20 protein-coding genes and 1 pseudogene are annotated in these 22,025 nt (G+C 66.3%); 8 read left to right on the top strand and 13 right to left on the bottom strand.

Annotated elements, in window-relative coordinates; all coding sequences use genetic code 11:
- A partial coding sequence (locus tag TY51_RS11955) for a glutamate-5-semialdehyde dehydrogenase (RefSeq protein WP_042249949.1) occupies positions 1 to 968 on the top strand: 968 nt, incomplete at its 5' end.
- Here the strand turns inward: TY51_RS11955 and TY51_RS11950 are convergent.
- Positions 965 to 1,588, bottom strand: a complete 624-nt coding sequence (locus TY51_RS11950) for a histidine phosphotransferase family protein (RefSeq protein WP_042249937.1) — start codon at positions 1,586 to 1,588, stop codon at positions 965 to 967. The two genes, TY51_RS11955 and TY51_RS11950, sit on opposite strands and share 4 nt — an antisense overlap.
- A gap of 42 nt (positions 1,589 to 1,630) precedes the next feature.
- On the opposite strand from TY51_RS11950, the gene TY51_RS11945 reads away from it, so the two are divergent.
- The 4 genes and pseudogenes from TY51_RS11945 (at position 1,631) to TY51_RS11930 (ending at position 5,919) form a co-directional block, all read left to right on the top strand.
- Positions 1,631 to 1,810, top strand: coding sequence for a DUF3553 domain-containing protein (locus TY51_RS11945; protein WP_042249936.1), 180 nt, complete (start codon positions 1,631 to 1,633; stop codon positions 1,808 to 1,810).
- Between the two features lie 196 nt (positions 1,811 to 2,006).
- A complete protein-coding gene (locus TY51_RS11940) occupies positions 2,007 to 2,732 on the top strand; it encodes a GNAT family N-acetyltransferase (protein ID WP_042249948.1) in 726 nt (241 codons plus the stop codon).
- On the top strand, positions 2,729 to 3,448 hold the full coding sequence (locus TY51_RS11935) for a lysophospholipid acyltransferase family protein (RefSeq protein ID WP_307536462.1): 720 nt from the start codon (positions 2,729 to 2,731) through the stop codon (positions 3,446 to 3,448). The genes TY51_RS11940 and TY51_RS11935 overlap by 4 nt, the downstream gene beginning before the upstream one ends.
- Positions 3,449 to 3,655: 207 nt before the next feature.
- Positions 3,656 to 5,919 (top strand): annotated as a pseudogene (locus TY51_RS11930) (adenosylcobalamin-dependent ribonucleoside-diphosphate reductase).
- Between the two features lie 228 nt (positions 5,920 to 6,147).
- Here the strand turns inward: TY51_RS11930 and TY51_RS24035 are convergent.
- The 3 genes from TY51_RS24035 to TY51_RS11920 all read right to left on the bottom strand — a co-directional run bounded on the left by TY51_RS24035 (position 6,148) and on the right by TY51_RS11920 (position 7,594).
- Complete coding sequence (locus tag TY51_RS24035) at positions 6,148 to 6,276, bottom strand: hypothetical protein (protein WP_255351409.1); 129 nt, start codon at positions 6,274 to 6,276, stop codon at positions 6,148 to 6,150.
- 309 nt (positions 6,277 to 6,585) lie between these two features.
- Positions 6,586 to 7,128: a CAP domain-containing protein gene (locus TY51_RS11925; RefSeq protein ID WP_081994950.1), complete on the bottom strand. Its 543-nt coding sequence runs from the start codon at positions 7,126 to 7,128 to the stop codon at positions 6,586 to 6,588.
- A 163-nt stretch (positions 7,129 to 7,291) separates the two neighbouring features.
- Entirely contained in the window at positions 7,292 to 7,594 is a 303-nt protein-coding gene (locus TY51_RS11920) for a hypothetical protein (protein ID WP_042249935.1), read from the bottom strand.
- A 91-nt stretch (positions 7,595 to 7,685) separates the two neighbouring features.
- Between TY51_RS11920 and TY51_RS11915 the strand changes: the two genes are divergently transcribed.
- Positions 7,686 to 8,840: an efflux RND transporter periplasmic adaptor subunit gene (locus TY51_RS11915; protein WP_197054749.1), complete on the top strand. Its 1,155-nt coding sequence runs from the start codon at positions 7,686 to 7,688 to the stop codon at positions 8,838 to 8,840.
- Complete coding sequence (locus TY51_RS11910; protein WP_042249934.1) at positions 8,837 to 11,947, top strand: efflux RND transporter permease subunit; 3,111 nt, start codon at positions 8,837 to 8,839, stop codon at positions 11,945 to 11,947. The genes TY51_RS11915 and TY51_RS11910 overlap by 4 nt, the downstream gene beginning before the upstream one ends.
- A gap of 35 nt (positions 11,948 to 11,982) precedes the next feature.
- Here the strand turns inward: TY51_RS11910 and TY51_RS11905 are convergent, their stop codons facing one another.
- From TY51_RS11905 to TY51_RS11875, 7 genes are all read right to left on the bottom strand, one after another.
- Positions 11,983 to 12,966, bottom strand: a complete 984-nt coding sequence (locus TY51_RS11905) for an ABC transporter substrate-binding protein (RefSeq protein ID WP_042249933.1) — start codon at positions 12,964 to 12,966, stop codon at positions 11,983 to 11,985.
- Positions 12,967 to 13,004: 38 nt separating this feature from the next.
- Positions 13,005 to 13,937 (bottom strand): ABC transporter permease, encoded by a 933-nt coding sequence (locus TY51_RS11900; RefSeq protein WP_081994948.1) that lies wholly within the window; start codon positions 13,935 to 13,937, stop codon positions 13,005 to 13,007.
- Positions 13,934 to 14,803 carry an ABC transporter permease gene (locus TY51_RS11895; RefSeq protein WP_042249931.1) on the bottom strand — a complete coding sequence of 290 codons (870 nt, stop codon included), beginning with the start codon at positions 14,801 to 14,803 and terminating at the stop codon, positions 13,934 to 13,936. Before TY51_RS11895 ends, TY51_RS11900 begins: the two co-directional genes overlap by 4 nt.
- Complete coding sequence (locus tag TY51_RS11890) at positions 14,796 to 15,569, bottom strand: ABC transporter ATP-binding protein (protein WP_042249930.1); 774 nt, start codon at positions 15,567 to 15,569, stop codon at positions 14,796 to 14,798. The genes TY51_RS11895 and TY51_RS11890 overlap by 8 nt, the downstream gene beginning before the upstream one ends.
- Before the next feature lies 1 nt (position 15,570).
- A complete protein-coding gene (hydA, locus tag TY51_RS11885) occupies positions 15,571 to 17,022 on the bottom strand; it encodes a dihydropyrimidinase (RefSeq protein WP_042249929.1) in 1,452 nt (483 codons plus the stop codon).
- Between the two features lie 69 nt (positions 17,023 to 17,091).
- Positions 17,092 to 18,357, bottom strand: coding sequence for a Zn-dependent hydrolase (locus tag TY51_RS11880; protein WP_373960676.1), 1,266 nt, complete (start codon positions 18,355 to 18,357; stop codon positions 17,092 to 17,094).
- 64 nt (positions 18,358 to 18,421) lie between these two features.
- On the bottom strand, positions 18,422 to 19,747 hold the full coding sequence (locus tag TY51_RS11875; protein WP_042249927.1) for an aspartate aminotransferase family protein: 1,326 nt from the start codon (positions 19,745 to 19,747) through the stop codon (positions 18,422 to 18,424).
- Positions 19,748 to 19,888: 141 nt separating this feature from the next.
- Here TY51_RS11875 and TY51_RS11870 point away from each other — a divergent pair, with 141 nt between their 5' ends.
- Positions 19,889 to 20,506, top strand: coding sequence for a TetR family transcriptional regulator C-terminal domain-containing protein (locus tag TY51_RS11870; protein WP_231559029.1), 618 nt, complete (start codon positions 19,889 to 19,891; stop codon positions 20,504 to 20,506).
- Here the strand turns inward: TY51_RS11870 and TY51_RS20325 are convergent.
- Positions 20,503 to 21,087 (bottom strand): TetR/AcrR family transcriptional regulator, encoded by a 585-nt coding sequence (locus TY51_RS20325; protein ID WP_052650103.1) that lies wholly within the window; start codon positions 21,085 to 21,087, stop codon positions 20,503 to 20,505. The genes TY51_RS11870 and TY51_RS20325 overlap by 4 nt on opposite strands.
- Before the next feature lie 133 nt (positions 21,088 to 21,220).
- Entirely contained in the window at positions 21,221 to 21,784 is a 564-nt protein-coding gene (locus TY51_RS11860) for a DUF882 domain-containing protein (protein ID WP_042249925.1), read from the bottom strand.
- Positions 21,785 to 22,025: the final 241 nt, after the last annotated feature.

The raw sequence follows: 22,025 nt of genomic DNA, 5'->3' as shown, positions 1-22,025 counted from the left end.
GGCAGGTGATTGCGGAATGGGACCGGCCCACTGGTCTGCATATCCGCCGCGTGCGCACGCCCATCGGCGTGATCGGCGTCATCTATGAAAGCCGCCCGAATGTCACCGCCGATGCAGGCGCGCTGGCGCTGAAATCCGGCAATGCGGTGATTCTGCGTGGCGGGTCCGAAAGCCTGCATTCCAGCGCCGCGATCCATGCCTGCATGGTCGAGGGTCTGCGGGCGGCGGGGTTGCCGGAGACCGCCATCCAGATGGTGCCCACGCGCGACCGCGCCGCGGTCAGCGCCATGCTGGGCGCGCAGGGGCTGATCGACGTGATCATCCCGCGCGGCGGCAAGGGGCTGGTGGGTCTGGTGCAGGAGCAGGCCCGCGTGCCGGTCTTCGCGCATCTGGAGGGGATCTGCCACGTCTATGCCGACGGCGCCGCCGATCTCGACAAGGCGCGGCGCGTGGTGCTGAACGCCAAGACGCGGCGCACGGGCGTCTGCGGATCGGCCGAATGCCTGCTGATCGACCGGGCGTTCTTTGACCGCCACGGCGACATCCTGATCCGCGACCTGCTGGAGGCGGGGGTCGAGGTGCGTGCCGATGGTGATCTGGCGCAGATCCCAGGCACCGTCCCGGCCAGCCCCGACGATTTCGGGCGGGAGTTCCTGGACATGATCATCGCCGCCAAGTTGGTGGACGGGGTCGAAGGTGCCATCACCCATATCCGCCGCCACGGCAGCCAGCATACCGAATCGATCCTGACCGAGGATGACGCGACCGCCGAACGGTTCTTTGCCGGGTTGGACAGCGCGATCCTGATGCGTAACGCCTCGACCCAGTTCGCGGATGGCGGCGAATTCGGCATGGGCGCAGAGATCGGCATCGCCACGGGCAAGATGCATGCCCGCGGACCGGTGGGGGCGGAACAGCTGACCAGCTTCAAGTATCTGGTCACGGGCGACGGGACGATCCGCGCCTAGAACGCGATCTCGCCCCCGGTGCCGTCGAACTCATGGCGCAGGGGGCGGTTCTCGGCGCGCGACGCCTCGGCCAGAAGGGCGAAATGGACTTCGGACGGGGCCAGGGCGCGGGGTTGCGGGCCGTCCAGCCACGCCCACAGGCCGGGGTCGACCTTGCTGCGGTCGCATTCCGCGACCAGGCGCCACTGCTGACCATCGCGCAGCACGATCAGCCGGCCACCCCAAGGCATCGCGCTTTCCATGCACATGACCGCCAGGATCAGCATGCGGATCTGCGGGCGCGCGAAATCGCCCTGGGCGTCCAGGGTGATCTTCAGGCGGCCCTGGTCGACCATGCCGTCCAGCAGCCGCGCCAGTTCGGCACGGCCGATGCGCTGTTCGCCCTGCGCCATCCCGAAGGCCATGCGATAGGCCTGGATGCGCACGCGTGCCGCGCCCACGGCCTCGGCGATCAGGCGCAGTTCCGGCGATTGCGCCAGCCCCGGAAAATCGGGCGACATCTCCAGCAGCTCGACACCGTTGCCGATGGCCCCCAGGGGGGACACCAGATCGTGGCACAGCCGCGATCCCAGCAGTGCGGCCAGATCGCCCGCAGCGATCCGCGTTGTATCGACCGTCATGTGTGATTACCTTCCAGACAGTAGGAAAATGGAGCTTTCGCGGTGAACGATATCCTGGAACCCGGCATGATCGTGCGTCACCCCGGCGCGCCCGAATGGGGCGAGGGACAGGTCCAGTCCCGCATCGGCGACCGCATCACCGTGAACTTTACCGAAGCCGGCAAGCAGGTCATCGACGGACGCCGCGTGGCGTTGCAGATCCTGCGCATGGGCGACATGTAAACTCCTGATATTGCTTGCGCGACGATGCAACTGAAGGTTGCGCGATGCAAGCGGAACTTGCTGCGGGCGGTGCGCGCGTGTTGCAATGCCGGCCCGGCTTTCCTAGACAGGCCCCAGCCCAAGCACCGAGGCCATCGTGAACCGCGCCGACCCCGCCTTCTTCCAGATCCGCCTTGCCACGACGCCCCGCGACCTGATGGCCGCGCAGCGCCTGCGCTATCGCGTGTTCGTCGAGGAACTGGGCGGCACCGGCCCGCTGGTCGATCACGATGCCCGGCTGGAGCGTGACGAATTCGACCCCGTCGTCGACCACCTGTGCCTGATCGATACGCGCCGCGACGCGGATGCGCTGGATCACGTCGTTGGCGTCTATCGCCTGCTGCGCAGCGATGTGGCGGCCGGTTTCGGGAGGTTCTACTGCGACGGCGAATACGACCTGTCGCCGCTGCGCGACAGCGGCCGTCCGCTGCTGGAACTGGGCCGGTCCTGCGTCGATCCTGACCATCGGGGCGGGGCGGCGATGTTCCTGATGTGGAATGCGCTGGCCGATTATGTGCTGGACCACGGCATCCAAATCCTGTTCGGCGTGGCCAGCTTTCATGGCACCGACCCGTCGCTGCTGGCGCCGTCGCTGTCTTGGCTGCATCACCATCACCTGGCCCCGCCGGAACTGCGCCCGCGGGCGCGGGCCGACGGGTTCCAGACGATGGACCTGATCGCCCCTGACCGCCTGGACCGGCGCGAGGCGCTGGTCGGCATGCCCGCGCTGATCAAGGCCTATCTGCGTCTTGGCGGCCTGGTGGGCGAGGGGGCGTTCATCGACCGTGCCTTCAACACGACCGACGTGTTTTTGCTGATGGACACGGGGGCGATGTCCGCCAAGCACAAGCAGTTCTACGAAAGCCGCTGGCAGCCGACATGAGCCCGACCTGGCGCGATGCCGAACCGCCGGTGCCAGCCCCCCCGCGCGGGCTGCGTGACTGGTTGCGGGTGATCCGTCGCGGCGTTCCTGCGGTTCTGGTGCTGCTGCTGGGCGTGCTGTTGATCCTGCCGCTGCGCGGGGTCGAGCGTCTGGTCCACGGCCGCCGCCGCCCCTGGACCGGCCCGCATGTCCAGATCGTCTGCCGTCTGGTTTTGGCCTGCATCGGCCTGGTCTGGCGGCGCGAGGGGCTGCCCCTGCGGGGCCCCGGCGCGGTGGTCGCGAACCATTCCAGCTGGCTGGACATCCTGACCCTGAACGCCGCCCTGCCGGTCTTTTTCGTCAGCAAGTCCGAGGTCGCCCGCTGGCCCGGCATCAACATCCTGACCCGCGTGACCGACACGCATTTCGTCACGCGCGACCCAAAGCTGGCCCGCGCGCAGGCGCTGGAATTCGCCGAACGCATCCGCGCGGGCCATCGTCTGCTGTTCTTCCCAGAGGCACGTCGAGTGACGGACGCCGGGTGCTGCCGTTCAAGCCGACCCTGTTCCAGGGCTTTTTGGCCGAAAACCTGCCCGCCGATCTGGCGATCCAACCGGTCAGTGCGGTGTATTGTGCGCCGCCGGGACAGGATCCGCGATTCTATGGCTGGTGGGCGGACATGGATCTGGGGCCGCACCTGCTGTCGGTTCTTGCGGCAAGACGCCACGGGCATGTGACCGTGCGGCTGCACAGGCCGATTCCCGTCGCAGGAAACGACCGCAAGACCCTTTCCGCTGCATGCTATTCTGCGATAGAAGCCGACTTTCGCAGATCGGTCACACCCGTCTGAAAGCGACGCGCGAACCGCTGTCAAGACCTTGCCAGCCGCGTTGTGGCGCTATATCTGGTGTCCAACCCTGAACAAACCACCAAGGAATGAGCGTATGACCCGCTTTGCCGCCCCCATCGCCGAACAGATCTGGGACATGAAGTACCGGATGAAGGATGCCGAGGGGCAGGCCGTCGACGGGTCCGTCGAGGACAGCTGGCGTCGCGTCGCGCGCGATCTGGCGCGCGTGGAAAGCGACCCGGCCAAGTGGGAAGACAAGTTCTATACCGCGCTGGAGGACTTCAAGTACCTGCCCGCAGGCCGCATCCTGGCAGGTGCCGGCACGGGCCGGTCGGTCACGCTGTTCAACTGTTTCGTGATGGGCACCATCCCGGACAGCATGGGCGGCATCTTCGACATGCTGAAGGAGGCCGCCCTGACCATGCAGCAGGGCGGCGGCATCGGCTATGACTTCAGCACCATCCGACCGCGGGGCGCGGTGGTCAAGGGCGTGGCGGCGGATGCGTCGGGCCCGCTGTCCTTCATGGATGTGTGGGATGCGATGTGCCGCACGATCATGTCGGCAGGGTCGCGCCGCGGCGCGATGATGGCGACCATGCGCTGCGACCACCCGGACGTGGAACAGTTCATCGTTGCGAAACAGGACAGCGCGCGCCTGCGCATGTTCAACCTGTCGGTGCTGATCACCGATGACTTCATGGACGCCGTCCGCGCCGACGCACCGTGGGACCTGAAATTCGAGGCCGGGTCTACAGCACCGTCCAGGCGCTGGACCTGTGGAACCGCATCATGAAGGCGACCTATGATTTCGCCGAGCCGGGCGTCATCTTCATCGACCGGATCAACAAGGCCAACAACCTGTCCTATGTCGAGACGATCGCGGCCACGAACCCCTGTGGCGAGCAGCCTCTGCCGCCCTATGGCGCCTGCCTGCTGGGCTCGATCAACCTGGCGCGCCTGGTGACGAACCCGTTCACCGATGCCGCCGAACTGGACCCCGAGGGTCTGGACGACCTGGTCCGCACCGCCGTGCGGATGATGGACAACGTCGTCGACGCGTCGAAATTCCCGCTGGAGGCGCAGGCCCAAGAGGCCCGCAACAAGCGCCGCATCGGTCTGGGCGTGACTGGTTTGGCCGACGCCCTGCTGATGCTGGGCCTGCGCTATGGCGCGGACGATGCGGTCGCGCAGACCCGCGTCTGGATGAAGGCCATCGCACGGTCGGCCTATCTGGCGTCCGTCGATCTGGCCAAGGAGAAGGGCGCCTTCCCGCTGTTCGACGCCAAGAAATACCTGGCATCGGGGTTCATGTCCAAGATGGACGCCGACGTCCGCGACGCGATCGCCAAGCACGGCATCCGCAACGCGCTGCTGACCTCGATCGCGCCGACGGGCACGATCAGCCTCTACGCGGGCAACGTATCGTCGGGGATCGAGCCGGTCTTCGCCTATGCCTACAAGCGCAAGGTTCTGCAGAAGGACGGCTCGCGCACCGAGGAGGAGGTCGTCGATTACGCCGTGCAGATGTGGCGGGACCTGAAAGGCGACGCCGCGCTGCCCGATTACTTCGTGAACGCGCAGACGCTGGCGCCCAAGGATCACGTCGCCATGCAGGCGGCGGCGCAGGAATGGGTCGACAGCTCGATCTCGAAGACCATCAACTGCCCCGAGGATATCGGCTTTGAGGATTTCAAGGACGTCTACATGGCGGCCTGGGATCTGGGCTGCAAGGGTTGCACCACCTATCGCCCGAACGACGTGACCGGGTCGGTGCTGTCCGTCAGCGAGACGACCGAAAAGGCCCCCGAGGCCGACAAGGGCGCCGACGTGGTCTATCTGACCGAGCCGCTGGACCGTCCGGCAGCCCTGGAAGGCGCGACCTACAAGTTGAAATGGCCGGGGTCGGAACACGCGATCTACATCACGATCAACGACATCATCCACGGCAACCACCGCCGCCCGTTCGAGATATTCATCAACTCCAAGAACATGGAGCATTACGCCTGGACGGTCGCGCTGACGCGCATGGTCTCGGCCGTGTTCCGCCGCGGGGGTGACGTGTCCTTCGTGGTCGAGGAGCTGAAGGCGGTGTTCGATCCGCGCGGCGGGGCTTGGATGCAGGGTCGCTATGTCCCCTCGATTCTTGCGGCCATCGGCGGGGTGATCGAACGCCACCTGATCGAGACGGGCTTCCTCGCGGGCGAAGGGCTGGGCCTCAAGTCCGACCCGCAGGCCGAGGTGATGGCCGTGGGCGAAGCCCCGCGCGGCCCCTCCTGCTCCAGCTGCGGCCAGTACGGCATGCGCATGGTCGAGGGCTGCATGACCTGCCCCAGCTGTGGCCATTCGAAATGCGGCTGATTTAAAAGAGGTTGCGCTTTTGTCCTGATGGGCAGAAGCGTCTCATCTGCCGGCTTGCAACAAGAAGATCACGTCATTGCGCCAGAAAGCTGACGCTGCCTTTGGACTACGCGTCAACGGCAGCCATTCTCCAGATGCGGACAGGAAATGCGGGACCGTATCCGGTTGGACATCTATACTAGCCTAACCCCGCACGACGAATGCCAACCCGTCACCATTCCCAAGCCTTCACTTGTTCTTGGCAGCGACCGCGGCCGAAACGACATCCTTGGTGCTGGGTGCCGAGGCGTTTGTCTTGGGCTTTTCCTTTTTCGGCTTCTTTTCGTCGCGTTTGCGTTTGTCCATGCCCTTGGCCATTATCATCTCTCCAATAGCCGCCGGGGACCGACGGACGTACAATGATACGCCTTTGCGGTGGAAAGGATAGACACGTCGGCGGCATCACTGCCGTTTGCGGTCCATCAGGGTTCGTAGCCAGGCTCGTACTCGACGAATGCGCTCATGCACAGATCGGCACAGGGGTCTTTCTGGGCGGCGCAGGCGGACAGCGCCAGAAGGGCGCAGAGGGACAGGCGAAACATGATACTGACTCCGAAACTATAAAGCCATCATATAGGCTATTTGTCCAATTTGCTAACCTGTCTTTCCGGTCAGGGTTGGGTGGCCCTAGCGACCGCGCGGGGCCGAATAGACCGCCGCCCAATAGCGCGTCCGACCATCAGGGGCCAGCGCCTGTCCGATGCCGAAGTTGCTGATCTGGGGGATGACGATGTTCGACACGTGACCGGGCGAGGCATTCCATTCCGACAGCACGCGTTCCAGGCCGAACGGCCCGGCGGCGATGTTCTCTGCGGTGACGGTGGGTGCATAGCCAAGTGCCTTGACACGCTGCGCAGGGCCTGACGTCCTGCTGCCGGCATGGGTCATGCGACCGCGTTGGGCCATATCGCAGGCGTGCTGTGCCGCCGCGCGTGCCAGCAGGTCGTTTGCCTGAACCGGAGACAGGCCGGACCGCTGCCTGACCGCATTGGTGGCGCGGACCCCGGCCGCCTGTTCTGCCGCGGTCGTTCCGGGGCAACTGGCCGGCCCGGCGGCCGAGGCCTGGATGTCGACCGGCGATGCCGGCCCTGTCGGGGCTGTCGCGCAGGCGGCCGTCAGCAGTGCCACCGTCACCACCCCGAAACGCCAGTAAGGACCAGATGCCGACATTGCGTCACTCCCGTCATGGTTGTATTCCGGTTCAGTTGACACGTAACTGGCATGCCCTGTCACGCATTTTGTGCAGACTTCGTCGGAAACGGTCAGTGCGGCGGGACGTGAGCGGCAATCGTCGGCTCAACCTGAGGGGCATCACGCGCCCAGTCACGGCTTGTTACGCGGTTTGCGATCCGACGTGCGCGCAGGTTCGCCACGGTTCCTTCGTTCGCTGAGACGTACCCGGTGACACAGGGGATCGGCCATCCGGCTGACCGACCTTGGACACGACCAGGATCTGGGTGGCCCAACCGCCGCCGGGGTCCGCAAGGTGGAACCGCTGGATGGCCGCCACCGGGACAGCGTGACCCTCGATCTGCGCAATGCGCCATTCGACGGTCGGGCCGGCATGATTGAACGCGCCGGGGCGGAAAACGGTCTCGGGGCGGGCGGACGCCGTGACGCAGGGGACCCGGGTCACGAAGGTTGACCTGTGCGCCGCGAGAAACCATCTAGGACAGCAAGACCGCCCGGTGCCATGTCCGGTCCAGGGCCCCTGACATGGAATGGTGATGACGCGGTATCTGTCCTCTTCGACGCTGGCTTTTCTGGCGATCCTGGGCTTTCTGGCCTTCTGGATCGGCGGCGGCATGCTGAGCCGCCAACCTCCCGAAGAGGCCGCCCCGGTCGAGGTCGCGGTTCCCCATGTCGCGGCCAGCATCTCCGTCGCCGAAGAGATCGTGCCGCGCACGGTTCTGTTCGGCAATGTGGTCCCCGACCAGACGTCGATCCTGCGGGCACGCACCGCTGGCATCGTCGAGGAGGTCGTGCGTCAGGGCCATGTCGCCGAACAGGGCGACCAGCTGGCGCTGCTGTCCGCCGACGACCGCGAGGCGGGGGTGGCCCGTGCGCAGGCGGCGGTGGGATCGGCAGAGCGCGACTATGACGCCGCACGGCAGCTGCGCGAACGCGGCGTGACATCCGAGGCCGAGCTGCAATCGCGGTTTGCACAGCTGGAATCGGCGCGCGCCGAGCTGCGCGCCGCCCAGTTGGAGCTGCAGAACACCCGCCTGACCGCGCCGATCGGCGGCACCGTCAGCAATGTCATGGCCGAGCTGGGCAGCTTTGTCGACGCGGGTGGCGAGGTGCTGGAGATCGTGCGCAACGACCCCCTGATCGCCCAGATCGAGGTCCGCCAGTCCGAGATCACCTCGGTCTCGCTTGGCCAGGCCGCGCAGGTCGTGTTTCAGGGCGGGCGCGAGGCCGAGGGTCGCGTCCGCTTCATCGCGCCGGTCGCCACGGCCGAAACGCGGACCTTCCGCGTCGAGGTCGAGATCCCCAATGCCGACAACGCCGTGCCCGCGGGCCTCAGCGCGCAGATCTCGCTGGAGATGGACGGGGTGCGGGCGCACCGGTTATCGCCGGCCCTGATCCGGCTGGACGATGCCGGGCGGATCGGGGTGTTCGTGGTGGGTGACGATGACCGGACCCTGCGTTTCGTACCGGTCGATATCGTGCAGGCCCGTGCCGAGGCGATCTGGGTCACCGGTCTGGACGACCGCGCGCGGGTCGTCACCATCTCGCAGGGCGCGCTCAGCGACGGACAGCAGGCCCGTATCAGCGACACGCCCGACGCGTATCGCGGCGTGGTGGGCGATGGCGAAGTGGCCGACGCGGCCGCCCTGCTGGGCGCGGCCGAGGCCGCCGACGGCGTGGCCGGGCCATGAACGGGATCATCGCGGCGGGCTTTTCCCGCGCCCGCACGGTGATGATGGTGATGGTGGGCCTGCTGCTGGCGGGCTTCATGGCCTATGTCACGATCCCCAAGGAATCGATGCCCGAGGTCGACATCCCGATCTTCATCGTGAACGTCACCTATAGCGGTGTCAGCGCCGAGGATGCCGCCACCCTGCTGGCAGAGCCGATCGAGCGGCAGGTCAATGCGCTGGACGGCCTGCGCCGGATGGAGACCGTGGCCAGCGAGGGCTTTGCCTCGGTCACGCTGGAATTCCGCCCCGGCTTCGATCAGGCCGAGGCGCTGCAATCGGTCAAGGACGCCGTCGACGACGCCAGCCCCGACATCCCGCCCGAGGCCGACGGTCCCTTCGTGCGCGAAATCGACATGGCGCTGTTCCCGATCCTGACGGTCGCGCTGTCCGGCCCGGTCCCCGAACGCGAGCTGATCCGCCTTGGCCGCGAGCTGAGCGACGAGATCGAGACGGTCAGCGGCGTCCTGCAGGCCGACCTGACCGGAGAGCGCGAGGACCAGCTGGAGATCCTGATCGATCCGCTGGCGCTGGAAACCTATGGCATCTCTCCGGGGCAGCTGTCGCAGGCGATCCAGGCCAACAACCAGCTGATCGCGGCGGGGTCGTTCGACACCGGCGCGGGCCGCATCGGCGTGTCGATCCCCGGCACCGTGGTCCGCCTGGACGAGATCATGTCGATCCCGGTGCTGGTCGACGGCGCGACCGTTCTGCGCGTCCAGGACGTGGCCGAGGTCCGCCAGACCTTCAAGGACCCGGTCAGCTTTGCCCGCATCGACGGGCAGCCCGCGCTGGCCATCGACGTGCGCAAGACCGTCGGCGCGAATGTCATCGACACCGTGGAGGCGGTGCGCGACGTGGTGGCCCAGACCCGCGCCGAATGGCCCGAACAGGTCGGCGTCGTCTTCATGAACGACCAGTCCGAGGAAATGCGCACCCTGCTGTCGGACCTGCAGAACAACGTCATCGCCGCCGTGGTGCTGGTGATGCTGGTCACGGTGCTGTTTCTGGGCCTGCGCGCGTCGCTGTTGGTGGCGGTGGCCATTCCCGGGTCGTTCCTGGGCGGCATCCTGATCATCTGGTCGCTTGGCTTCACGCTGAACGTGATCGTGCTGTTCGCGCTGATCCTGGTGGTGGGCATGCTGGTCGACGGCGCCGTCGTGGTGGTCGAGATGGGCGAACGCCTGATCGCCAAGGGGCACGGCAAGGCCGAGGCCTATCTGATGGCGGCGCAGCGCATGGCCTGGCCCATCACCTCGTCCACGGCGACGACGCTGGCGGTGTTTTTTCCGCTGCTGTTCTGGCCGGGGCTGGCCGGACAGTTCATGTTCTATCTGCCCGCCACGATGATCGCCACGCTGCTGATGTCGCTGCTGATGGCGCTGGTCTTCGTGCCGGTCGCGGGGGGCGTTCTGGGCGGGGGGCAGGCGCTGCCGCCCGAACCGCATGCCGACGACACGTCGGGCGTGATGGCGCGCCTGTCGATCTGGACCATCGCGCGGCCCGGCGCCACGCTTGGCCTGTCGATCCTGTCCGTGCTGGTGATCATCTATGCCTATTCGCACCTGAACCGCGGGGTCGAGTTCTTTCCCGAAACCGACGCCGAACGCGCGCAGGTCCAGATCACCGCCAACGGCAACCTGTCGGTGCTGGAAAGCGACCGGCTGGTGCGCCTGATCGAGGCGCGCGTATTGGGCTTTGACGGGATCGATCGCGTCTATGCCCGCACCATCGGCAGCGTCGAGGAGCGCGTCCGATCCAGCCTGTCCAGTGATGTCATCGGCCAGATCCAGGTCGAGTTCACTGACTGGCGCACCCGCGCCCCCTCGACCGAGGTGATCGAACAGCTGCGCGCCGCCACGGCCGAGGTGCCGGGTCTGGGCATCCAGATCGAGGCCGCGGCCTCCGGCCCTGGCGCCTCGCGCCCCGTCCAGATCGAGATCTCGGCCGCCAACCGCCCGGCGCTGCAACAGGCCTCGGCCCGGATCGAGCAGATGATGCAGGCGCAGGGTCGTTTCGTGGACATCGCCAACGACACGCCCCGTCCGAACCCCGAAATTCGTCTGCAGGTCGACCGCGAGGAATCGGCACGCTTCGGCATCGACATGAACACCATCGGCACGGCGGTCCAACTGCTGACGACGGGTGTGAACCTGGGCACCTACCTGCCCGATTTCGCCGATGACGAGGTCGATATCGCCCTGCGCTATCCGTCCGATCAGCGCAACCTTGAGAACCTGTCGTCGCTGCGGGTGGCCGGGCCGTCGGGCGCGCAGGTGCCCATTTCGAACATGGTGCAGATGATCCCGGCGCCCGCGCCCTCCGCCATCACCCGCATCGCCGCGCGCGAGACGCAGACCCTGACCGCCGACCTGGCCCCCGGCGCGACGCTGCAGGCCGAACTGGCGCGCATCCAGGCCAGCATCGACCAGGCCGATCTGCCCGACGATGTCGAGGTCACCTTTGGCGGAGAGATCGAGGACCAGCAGGAGGCGATGACTTTCCTGATGGGCGCATTCGTCGCGGCGATCTTTCTGATGTTCACGATCCTGCTGATCCAGATGAACAGCTTTTACCAGGCGCTGCTGGTGCTGACGGCGATCGTGTTCTCGATCTCGGGGGTGTTCCTGGGCCTGATGATCCGGCAGGAGGCTTTCTCGATCGTCATGAGCGGCATCGGCATCATGGCCCTGGCCGGGGTCGTGGTGAACAACAACATCGTGCTGATCGACGCCTATAACGAATATCGCGGCGAGGGGGACGACCCAGACCGGGCAGCGCGCCGTGCCGCGTCCGAACGGGTTCGCCCGGTCCTGTTGACGGCAAGCACGACGGTCATCGGGCTGTTGCCGATGGTCTTGGGCATGACCATCGATTTCACCGGCCGCGATCTGTTCCTGGGGGCGCCGTCGGGGCAGTTCTGGATCCAGCTGTCGACCGGCATCGCGGGCGGTCTGGTCGTGGCGACGGCCGTCACGCTGGTCCTGACGCCGACGCTGCTGGCGTGGGATGGCCGCCGGCGTGTCCGCAGGCAGGTCCGGCGCGCGGGCGTAAAGCCCGCGGAATAAGAGGGGCCGCCCGCGTGGGGCGGCCCACCGGTCGGTCAGTCGAAGGCGCGGTCGGTGATCGTCGACACCCACGCCCCTTCGGGGGCAGCCTGGATCACCGGGTCCGATCCACCCGACAGCAGGATGTCGACGGTGCGCTGGTAATCGGCCTCGGCCAGGGTGCCGTCCGATCCCTCCAGCAGCTTGGCGATCTCGGTCATCATGCGGGTCTGGTGTTCCAGGGTCTGGGCGCCGGTCTCGTCGTTGTCCAGGACGATCTGGGCGGCCTCTTCGGGGTTCTCGGCCGCGTATTGCCAGCCGCGCATGCTGGCGCGGACAAAGGCCACCAGGTCGGTCACCTTGTCGCTGTCCTCCAGGGTCTCCTCCAGGACATACAGGCCGTCCTCCAGGGTGGCGACGCCCTGATCCTCATATTTGAAGGTCACCAGGTCGTCCTCGGCGATGCCGGCGTCGATCACCTGCCAGTATTCGTTATAGGTCATCGTGCTGATGCAGGCCGCCTGCTTCTGCAGCAGCGGATCGACGTTGAAGCCCTGCTTCAGCACCGTCACGCCGTCCGTGCCGCCCTCGGTCGACAGGCCAAGCGTGTTCATCCAGGACAGGAACGGATATTCGTTGCCCGCGAACCAGACGCCCAAGGTCTTGCCCGCGAAATCGGTCGCCGGATCGGTGATGCCGCTTTCCGTCAGACAGGTCAGCATCATGCCCGACGCCTTGAAGGGCTGGGCGATGTTCACCATCGGCAGGCCCTTTTCGCGCGCGGCAAGGGCTGCGGGCATCCATTCGACAATCACGTCCGCGCCGCCGCCCGCCAGGACCTGGGTCGGCGCGATGTCGGGACCGCCCGGCAGGATCGTCAGGTTGACGCCCTCTTCCTCGTAGAAGCCCTTTTCCAGCGCGACGTAATATCCCGCGAACTGGGCCTGCGTGACCCATTTCAGCTGCAGCGTCAGATCGCCCGCCTGTGCGCCACCGGCCATCAGCGCAAGGGCCGCGGCCCCGGTCATCAGTCGTGTCATTTCCCGTCTCTCCTGTTGGTGGGGCCTGTTGGCCCCGGTTAGTTGCGCTGCGACGGGTGCCAGAACGTCACCTTCTTTTCGATCAGCGCGACAAGTCCATAGAACAGCGTTCCCGCAAGCGCCGCCACGACAATTTCCGCCCAGACCAGCGGCAGGTCCAGACGCCCCACCGCGGTCGAGATGCGAAACCCCATGCCGCGCGTCGGGCTGCCGAAGAATTCGGCAACGATCGCCCCGATCAGGGCCAGCGTGGTGGTGATCTTCAACCCGTTGAACAGGAAGGGCATCGCGGCGGGCAGGCGCAGCTTCCACAGGGCCGCGCCATAGGGGGCGGCCCAGCTGGCCATCAGGTCGCGCTGCATCGCATCGGTGGCGCGCAGGCCCGCGACCATGTTCACCAGGATCGGAAAGAACACCATGACCACGACCACGGCGGCCTTGGAATGCCAGTCGAACCCGAACCACATCACCAGGATGGGCGCGATGCCGACGATGGGTAGTGCGGCCACGAAATTCCCGATGGGCAGCAGGCCGCGTTGCAGGAACGGGCTGCGGTCGATGGCGATGGCGGTCAGCACCGCCGCCGCGGCGCCCATCAGCCAGCCGGTGACGGCGCCCTTCAGGATCGTCTGGACGAAATCGGTCCACAGGATGCCGGTATTGGCCGCAAAACTGGCCGCGATCTGGCTGGGCGCGGGCAGGATCACCGTGGGCACCGCATAGGCGCGCACCGCCATCTCCCACAGCGCGATGATCGTGCCGCCAAAGATGATCGGCACAATGGCGCGCGTGGCGCGGGTGTCGAACCCGGCCAGCCAGGCGTTGAACAGCCAGGCGATCAGCCAGACCGCCAGCAGCGGCGCCGCCGTGGGCGCCAGCCAATGTGCGGCGACCAGCAGGATCAGACCGCCTGCGACCAGCTGGATGTTCTGCAGGAACGAATAGGTCCGGCCAAGGCGCAACGCGGTCATCGTGCCAACCCCATGCGGTCAAGGGTGCGTCGCTCCAGCCAGCCGACGATGGCCACAAGGCCTGCGGCCAACAGGGCTGCGACGAACAGCGCCGACCAGATCTGCACCGTCTGACCGTAATAGCTGCCCGACAGCAGGCGCGCGCCCAGGCCAGCGGTCGCCCCGGCAGGCAGTTCGCCCACGATGGTGCCGACCAGCGCCGCGGCGATCGCGACCTTGAGGCTTGCGAACAGGTAAGGCAGCGACGACGGCAGCCGCAGCCGCCAGAAGACCTGGGCGTCGCTGGCGCTCCAGCTGCGCATCTGGTCCAGCTGCATCGCGTCGGGGGTGCGCAGGCCCTTGACCATGCCGACCAGCACCGGAAAGAACGACAGCCACGCGGCGATGATCGCCTTGGGCAGCAGGCCGGTGATACCCATGCTGGACAGGACCACGATCACCATCGGCGCGATGGCCAGGATCGGCACGGTCTGGCTGGCCACGGCCCAGGGCATCACCGACTGGTCCATGCTGCGGCTGTGGACGATGCCGACCGCCAGCAGGATGCCCGCGCCGGTGCCGATGGCAAAGCCCGCCAGCGTCGCCGACAACGTGACCCAGGCATGCCAGACCAGGCTGCGGCGCGAGGTGATGGCCTGTCCGGCCAGCCCCTCCCACAGGCCGACGGCGACCTGATGGGGCGCGGGCAGCACGGGGCGTTCCTGGACCAGGGTGCGCGCGACGAGGTCGGGCAGGGTCAGCGTGACCTCGGCCCGTGCGGCCTGGTCACGCTCCCATTGGGCATTCATGCGGATCGCGGCCAGGTACCAGACGGCCACGATGACCATCAGCACCGTCAGTACGGGGACAAGCCGACCCTTAGTCATGGCCGTGACCGTCGCGCAGCCCTTCGCGGACCTCATGGGCCAGCGCGATGAATTCGGGCGTGTCGCGGATGTCCAGCGGGCGATCCGGGGGCAGGGTGCTGTCGATGATGCGCGTGATGCGGCCCGGACGCGGCGACATGACGACGATCTTGGTCGACAGGTACACCGCCTCGGGGATGGAATGGGTGACGAACCCGATGGTCTTGCCGGTCTTGCGCCACAGGGCCAGCAGCGCCTCCTTCAATCGGTCGCGCACGATCTCGTCCAAGGCGCCAAAGGGCTCGTCCATCAGCAGGATGTCGGCGTCAAAGGCCAGCGCGCGGGCGATGCTGGCACGCTGCTGCATGCCGCCCGACAGTTGCCAGGGAAACTTGCCGCCAAAGCCCGACAGCTGAACCAGGTCCATGACCCGGGCGATGCGCTCCGCACGGTCGGCCTTGGAAAACCCCATGATCTCAAGCGGCAGAGAGATGTTCCCTGAGATCGTCCGCCACGGATACAGCCCCGGCGCCTGAAAGACATAGCCATAGGCGCGCGCCCGACGGGCGGCGTCCGGCTCCATCCCGTTGACGCGCAGGGTGCCGCCGGTGGGCGTCTCCAGCGCGGCGATGCTGCGCAGGAAGGTCGTCTTGCCGCAGCCCGACGGCCCGATGAAGCTGACGAATTCGCCGGGCGCGATGGACAGGTCCACGTCCTTGAGGGCGTGGACCGGCCCGTCGGCGGTCTGGAACGTCAGGCTGACGCCGCTTGCCTCGATGACGGTCAAGTCACACCCCGCTTGCGGGAATGCCGCCGCGCTGGACCGGGCGGGGGGCGGTCAGGTCCTTCCACGCGGACAGCGCGCGGTTCACCTGGCCGCGCGGCTCGCGGGCGACGAATTCGCCATGCCCCTCGCGGCTGTCGACCTTGCCTTCGGTCACGGCGACCACGCCGCGGGTCAGGGTGAACCGCGGCAGGCCCTTGACGGTCTGCCCCTCGAACACGTTGTAATCGATCGCGGATTGCTGGGCTCCGGCAGTGATCGTCTTGGTCGCCTCGGGGTCCCAGACCACCAGGTCCGCATCGCTGCCGACCAGCACCGCGCCCTTTTTCGGATACATCCCCAGGATCTTGGCGATGTTGGTCGAGGTGACGGCCACGAATTCGTTCGGCGTCAGCCGACCCGTGCCCACACCATGCGTCCACAGCATCGGCATCCGATCCTCAAGACCCCCGGTGCCGTTCGGGATCTTGGTGAAGTCGCCGATCCCGGTGCGTTTCTGATCCGTCGTGAACGCGCAGTGATCGGTCGCCACGACCGACAGGCTGCCTGACTGCAACCCTGCCCACAGGCTGTCCTGATGCAGCTTGTTGCGGAACGGGGGCGACATGACCCTACGGGCGGCATGATCCCAATCGGCGTTGAAATACTCGGACTCGTCCAGCGTCAAGTGCTGGATCAGCGGCTCTCCCCAGACCCGCTTGCCGGCGGCGCGGGCGCGTCGGATCGCCTCGTGGCTGTCCTCGCAGCTGACATGGACCACGTATAGCGGCACACCTGCCATGTCGGCCACCATGATCGCACGGTTCGTGGCCTCGCCCTCGACCTGGGGCGGCCGGGAATAGGCATGCGCCTCGGGGCCCGTGTTCCCCTCGGCCAACAGCCGCGCCGACAGTTCCGCCACGACATCGCCGTTCTCGGCATGCACCATCGCCACGCCGCCCAGATCGCCCACCCGGCGGAACGACGCGAACAGCTCGTCGTCATTCACCATCAGCGCGCCCTTGTAGGCCATGAAATGCTTGAAGCTGGTGATGCCTCGGTCCACGACCGCCTGCATCTCATCGAACACTTGCTGGCCCCACCACGTGACCGCCATGTGATAGCTGTAATCGCAATGCGCGCGCCCGGACTTGTTGTCCCACATCTGCAGCGCGTCCAGCAGCCCCTGACCGGGCGAGGGCAGGGCAAAATCCACCACCATCGTCGTCCCGCCCGCAAGTGCCGCCCGCGTCCCGCTCTCGAAATCGTCGGCGGAATAGGTGCCCATGAAGGGCATCTCCAGATGCGTGTGCGGATCGATCCCGCCCGGCATGATCAGGCAGCCGCCCGCGTCGAGAACGGTGTCGCCAACCAGCCCCTGACCGATCGCCGCGATCCGACCACCCTCGATCAGCACGTCGGCCTGATAGCTCAGATCCGCCGTGACGATCGTTCCGCCCCTGATGACCGTGCTCATGGCATCCCTCTTCTTCGTTGTCCAAATACCCTGGGGGTCCGGGGGTGAAACCCCCGGCCGCGGTCCGCGTCAGCGGACGATTTCGGCCGCGTCCAGAACCGCGTGCAGCAGCACGTCGCAGCCCGCGCGCGCCCAGTCCGACGTGATCGCCTCGGCCTCGTTGTGACTCAGGCCGCCCTCGCAGGGGCACATGATCATCACCGTCGGCGCGACCTTGGCGATCCAGCAGGCGTCATGCCCCGCGCCCGAAACGATATCCATGTGGCTGTAGCCCAGCTTCGCGGCAGCCCCGCGGACCTTGCCCACCAGGTCCGCATCGAACGTCACCGGGTCGAAATGCCCGACCGGTTCGATCTCGATCCCCAAGCCAAGTTCGTTTGCGATCTCAGCCGCTTCGACCTCCAACCTCGACCGCATCGATGTCAGCTTGTCCAGATCGGGTGACCGGAAATCGATGCAGAACACGGCCTTGCCGGGGATCACGTTGCGGCTGTTCGGGAACAGGTTCGCCTGACCCACGGCCCCGACGGCATCCGGCTGATGCTCCATCGCGATGCGGTCCACCGCCTCAATGATCCGCGCCATGCCCAGGCCCGCGTTCACGCGCATCGCCATTGGCGTGCTGCCCGTATGCGCATCCTTGCCGGTCAGCGTCACCTGCAGCCACCACAGACCCTGGCCATGGGTCACGACGCCGATCTGCTTGCCCTCGGCCTCCAGGATCGGACCCTGCTCGATATGCAGCTCGAACATCGCATGGATCTTGCGATCGCCCGGCGCCTCGGTGCCGCGCCAGCCGATGCGGTCCAACTCGTCGCCAAAACGCTTGCCGTCGGCGTCTTGCCTGCTGTTGGCATAGTCCTCGGTCACCACGCCCGCGAACACACCCGACGCCAGCATGGCCGGGGCGAACCGTGCGCCTTCCTCGTTCGTCCAGTTGGTCACGACGATCGGCCGCCGCGTGCGGATGCCCAGATCGCGAATGGATCGGATCATCTCCAGCCCCGCAAGCACGCCCAGCACGCCGTCATAGCGCCCGCCGGTCGGCTGCGTGTCCAAGTGGCTGCCGATATAGACCGGGTCCAGATCGGGCTCGGTCCCTTCGTGGCGCATGAACATGCTGCCCATCCGGTCCACGCCCATTGTCATGCCGGCATCCTCGCACCAGCGCTGGAACAGGGTGCGGCCCTCGGCATCGGCATCGGTCAAGGTCTGACGGTTGCTGCCCCCGGCGATGCCGGGGCCGATCTGCGCCATCTGGTCAAGACTGTCCCACAGCCGGTCGCCATCGACCGTCATGTTCGCAGCCGTCATCATGCCACTTGCGTCGCTCATTCGCAGTCCTTCCTGTCGGGCCGCCCCGTTCTGTCGCGGGGTCGGCTGGATGGGTCTTGGCCGCTTACGCGGCGGTCTTCAGCACCTCGCCAAGCGTGCCGATCAGGTGATCGATCTGCGCTTCGCTGATGATCAACGGCGGCGACATGGCGATGATGTCGCCGGTGACGCGGATCAGGATGCCAGCCTCGAACGCACGCACGAAGATATCGAAGGCGCGCTTGCCCGGCTGGCCCTCGATCGGGGCCAGTTCGACAGCGCCGATCAGGCCCAGGTTGCGGATGTCGATCACGTTCGGATGGTCGCGCAGCCCGTGGATCGCCTCCTGCCAATAGGTTTCCAACGACGCGGCGCGCGTCAGCAGGCCTTCCTCGGCATAGGTGTCCAGCGTGGCGATGGCCGCGGCGCAACTGATCGGGTTGCCGGAATAGGTATAGCCGTGGAACAGTTCGATGATGTGCTCGGGGCCCTGCATGAACGCGTCGTGGATCTGCGCGGTCGCCAGCACGGCGCCCATCGGGATCACGCCGTTGGTCAGACCCTTGGCACAGCAGATCATGTCAGGCGTCACGCCGAAATGCTGGGCCGCGAAAGGGCTGCCAAGACGGCCGAACCCGGTGATCACCTCGTCGAAGATCAAAAGAATGCCGTGCTTTTTCGTGATCGCGCGCAGCTTTTCCAGATAGCCCTTGGGCGGCATCAGCACGCCCGTCGATCCGGCCATCGGCTCGACGATGACGGCGGCGATCGTCTCGGCCCCGTGCAGGGCCACAATCCGCTCCAGCTCATCGGCCAGGTTCGCGCCATGTTCGGGCTGGCCCTTGGTGAAGACGTTTTCCGGCAGATGCGTGTGGGGCATGTGGTCGACGCCCGCCAGCAGCGTGCCGAAATGGCGGCGGTTGTTGACGATGCCGCCCACGGAAATCCCGCCGAAGCCCACGCCGTGATATCCACGCTCGCGTCCGATCAGGCGGGTGCGGGCCGCATCGCCGCGCGCCCGGTGATAGGCCAGCGCGATCTTCAGCGCGGTGTCGACGGCCTCACTGCCGGAATTGGTATAAAAGACGTGTTCCATCCCGTCGGGCGCGATGTCGACGATGCGGTTGGCCAGCTCGAACGCCAGCGGGTGTCCCATCTGGAAGGCGGGGGCATAGTCCAGCTCTCCGACCTGGCTCTGCACGGCTTCGGTGATCTTGGGGCGGCAATGGCCCGCGTTGCAGCACCACAGGCCCGCGGTGCCGTCCAGCACCTGGCGACCGTCGGCGGTCGTGTAATGCATGTCCTTGGACGCGACCAGCATCCGCGGCGCCGACTTGAACTGGCGGTTCGCGGTATAGGGCATCCAGAAGGCGCGCAGGTCGTTCGGGGCGGGCTTGCGGTCAAGCGGCATGGGGATCGTCCTCACGGATTATTGACCAAACGGTCAGGATCAGGCTAGCACGGGGCAGGGGGCAGTCAAGCGTCCTGACAAGCTGGGTGACAATTCCGACCGATCTGCCCAAAATCGGATCATGCCAGAGCCGGAGGTTCGATGACAGAGACCAGCATGCCCCAGATGACCCGGATCCAGCAGAAAAATCGCGAGCTGATCCTGAACGGCGCGTTGGAGGCGTTTTCGGCCAACGGCCTGCGGGGTGCGACCATCGACCAGATCGCGCGGGCGGCGGGCCTGTCCAAGCCGAACGTGCTGTATTATTTCGGCTCCAAGGACGAGATCCACAAGGCGCTGTTGACGACCCTGCTGGAGATGTGGCTGGCGCCGATGCGCCAGATCGACCCCAAGGGAGAGCCCCTGGCCGAGGTGCTGCGATACGTGCAGGCCAAGCTGGCGATGTCGCAGGATTATCCCCGCGAAAGCCGCCTGTTTGCGCATGAGATCCTGCAGGGGGCTCCGCACCTGACCGAGATTCTGGGCGGCGATCTGCGCCAGATCGTCGACCGGACCGTGGCAGTGCTGGAGGGCTGGATGGACCGGGGTCTGCTGGCGCGGGTCGAGCCGCGCCACCTGATCTTCTCGATCTGGTCGATGACCCAGCACTATGCCGATTTCGAGACCCAGGTCCGTGCGGTTCTGGGCGACGGCCGCGACCCCGTGGCCGAGGGCGCGGCGTTTCTGGACGATCTTTACCGCAAGCTGCTGACGCCCTAGGCGGGCTTGTCCAGCATCTCTGCGGCGGTCAGGATCAGGGACAGGTTTTCATGCGCCGCGGCGATGAAATTCTCGCGCGCCCCCGAGACCCAGTCCTTGGTCGCGGCGTTCGTCGCGGCGATGATCGCGGCGGCCAGAATCTCGATCACGCGTTCGTCCGATCCGGGCATGCGGCGATGCAGCAGCGCGCGCATCTGGGCGCGCCGGGCCAGCATGGCGCTGTTGCGCAGCGCCTCCAGCTTGGGGTCCTTGTCGGACAGGGCCAGCATCGCGCCGATCAGCTCGCGCTCGTTCAGATAGCGGGCCAGATGCGCCTCGATCAGCAGGCCAAGATCGTCGATCAGCCGTCCCTTGCCCGCGACGAAGATGTCGGACGCTTCGGGCGGGTAATCGGGCGGCGGGCCCATCAGGGCCGCCTCCTTGTAGGGATAGTAGTTGAAGAAGGTGCGGGTGCTGATGCCCGCGTGGCGGGCGATCGCCTCTGTCGTGACGTTGGGAAGGCCGTCGCGGACGGCGAGTTCGATGGCTGCGGCCTGGATTTTCTTGGCAGTCTTGAAACGGCGCGTCTCGAGGGGGCTCATGCAGGTCCGATCTTGTCTTGTTGTCCCGGCCAGCGTCGCAAGCCAGCGTTGCGGCGGCAAGCCCGAAAAATGCGGAAAACGCCGTCTGCTGTTTGCAGAGGGCGTTTGCACCTTGCGATAAGGTCGTTGAGGATCAGCTGCCCCAGGTGCGGACCGGACCGCAATCCATGTGCACGAAGTTCGACCGGCTGTAGCGCCCCACACCGCCTGCGCGGCAGGCGACGGCGGCCTGATACATCTGCCCGACCGAACGCGACTTCAGCCGCAGGTCGGCCGCCTTGCCCGTCAGGTGCAGCGAGTTCTGCGCCACGCCGCCCGACTGACGCCGCAGCATCGCGTTGGTGCGCGGAGAGCGGTAACCCGACAGCATCATGTAGGGCTCGTTGGTCTGCAGCAGGCGCGACGATGCGGCTGCGACGTCGACCATCCGCGGGTCGATGCCGATCACCTCACCCGTGCGCCAGTCGCGCATGAAGACGTTGATCTCGTTCAGGGCCTCGCGGATGTACTTGCCGTCGACCCAGTAGACCGTGTCGATGCTTTCGCCGGTCCGGCCGTTGTACATCTTGACCCGCCGCATGTCGCCCGCGTTGCCGCGCAAAAACCCGAAGGCATTGGCCATCACCGGAGCCGCCGCAACACTGGTTGCCGCGAACACACCCAAGATGCCGCGACGGGAGATAAGGTCCATTGTCATGTCAGATCGCCTGTCCTGCTTCGTTTTTTTTAGCCGGCGACGGATCGCGGCTTGTCGTGGTTTATCCCCGACCTGATTAACAATATGTCAAAAGACTGTGCGCAACGAAACGGATTCTGCCGGGATGGCCGATCCTAGCGCGAGTTTCGGCAAGATTTCGCCGAAAATTGCAGTTGTTGCAGATCGGTTCCGGCGCTGTGGCGTTTTGGCAACCCGTCCTTTTCCTCTGCACAAACAGATA

Source organism: Paracoccus sp. PAMC 22219, from assembly GCF_000787695.1.
Classification (GTDB): domain Bacteria; phylum Pseudomonadota; class Alphaproteobacteria; order Rhodobacterales; family Rhodobacteraceae; genus Paracoccus.
This window is presented reverse-complemented; position numbering and strand designations above follow the sequence as displayed.

Coding starts and splice junctions, on each gene's coding strand:
- TY51_RS11950 (WP_042249937.1), bottom strand. CDS start 1,588: ATGACGGTCGATACAACGCGGATCGCTGCGGGCGATCTGGCCGCACTG.
- TY51_RS11940 (WP_042249948.1), top strand. CDS start 2,007: ATGGCCGCGCAGCGCCTGCGCTATCGCGTGTTCGTCGAGGAACTGGGC.
- TY51_RS11935 (WP_307536462.1), top strand. CDS start 2,729: ATGAGCCCGACCTGGCGCGATGCCGAACCGCCGGTGCCAGCCCCCCCG.
- TY51_RS24035 (WP_255351409.1), bottom strand. CDS start 6,276: ATGGCCAAGGGCATGGACAAACGCAAACGCGACGAAAAGAAGCCGAAA.
- TY51_RS11925 (WP_081994950.1), bottom strand. CDS start 7,128: ATGTCGGCATCTGGTCCTTACTGGCGTTTCGGGGTGGTGACGGTGGCA.
- TY51_RS11915 (WP_197054749.1), top strand. CDS start 7,686: ATGACGCGGTATCTGTCCTCTTCGACGCTGGCTTTTCTGGCGATCCTG.
- TY51_RS11910 (WP_042249934.1), top strand. CDS start 8,837: ATGAACGGGATCATCGCGGCGGGCTTTTCCCGCGCCCGCACGGTGATG.
- TY51_RS11905 (WP_042249933.1), bottom strand. CDS start 12,966: ATGACACGACTGATGACCGGGGCCGCGGCCCTTGCGCTGATGGCCGGT.
- TY51_RS11900 (WP_081994948.1), bottom strand. CDS start 13,937: ATGACCGCGTTGCGCCTTGGCCGGACCTATTCGTTCCTGCAGAACATC.
- TY51_RS11895 (WP_042249931.1), bottom strand. CDS start 14,803: ATGACTAAGGGTCGGCTTGTCCCCGTACTGACGGTGCTGATGGTCATC.
- hydA (WP_042249929.1), bottom strand. CDS start 17,022: ATGAGCACGGTCATCAGGGGCGGAACGATCGTCACGGCGGATCTGAGC.
- TY51_RS11880 (WP_373960676.1), bottom strand. CDS start 18,357: ATGAGCGACGCAAGTGGCATGATGACGGCTGCGAACATGACGGTCGAT.
- TY51_RS11875 (WP_042249927.1), bottom strand. CDS start 19,747: ATGCCGCTTGACCGCAAGCCCGCCCCGAACGACCTGCGCGCCTTCTGG.
- TY51_RS11870 (WP_231559029.1), top strand. CDS start 19,889: ATGACAGAGACCAGCATGCCCCAGATGACCCGGATCCAGCAGAAAAAT.
- TY51_RS20325 (WP_052650103.1), bottom strand. CDS start 21,087: ATGAGCCCCCTCGAGACGCGCCGTTTCAAGACTGCCAAGAAAATCCAG.
- TY51_RS11860 (WP_042249925.1), bottom strand. CDS start 21,784: ATGACAATGGACCTTATCTCCCGTCGCGGCATCTTGGGTGTGTTCGCG.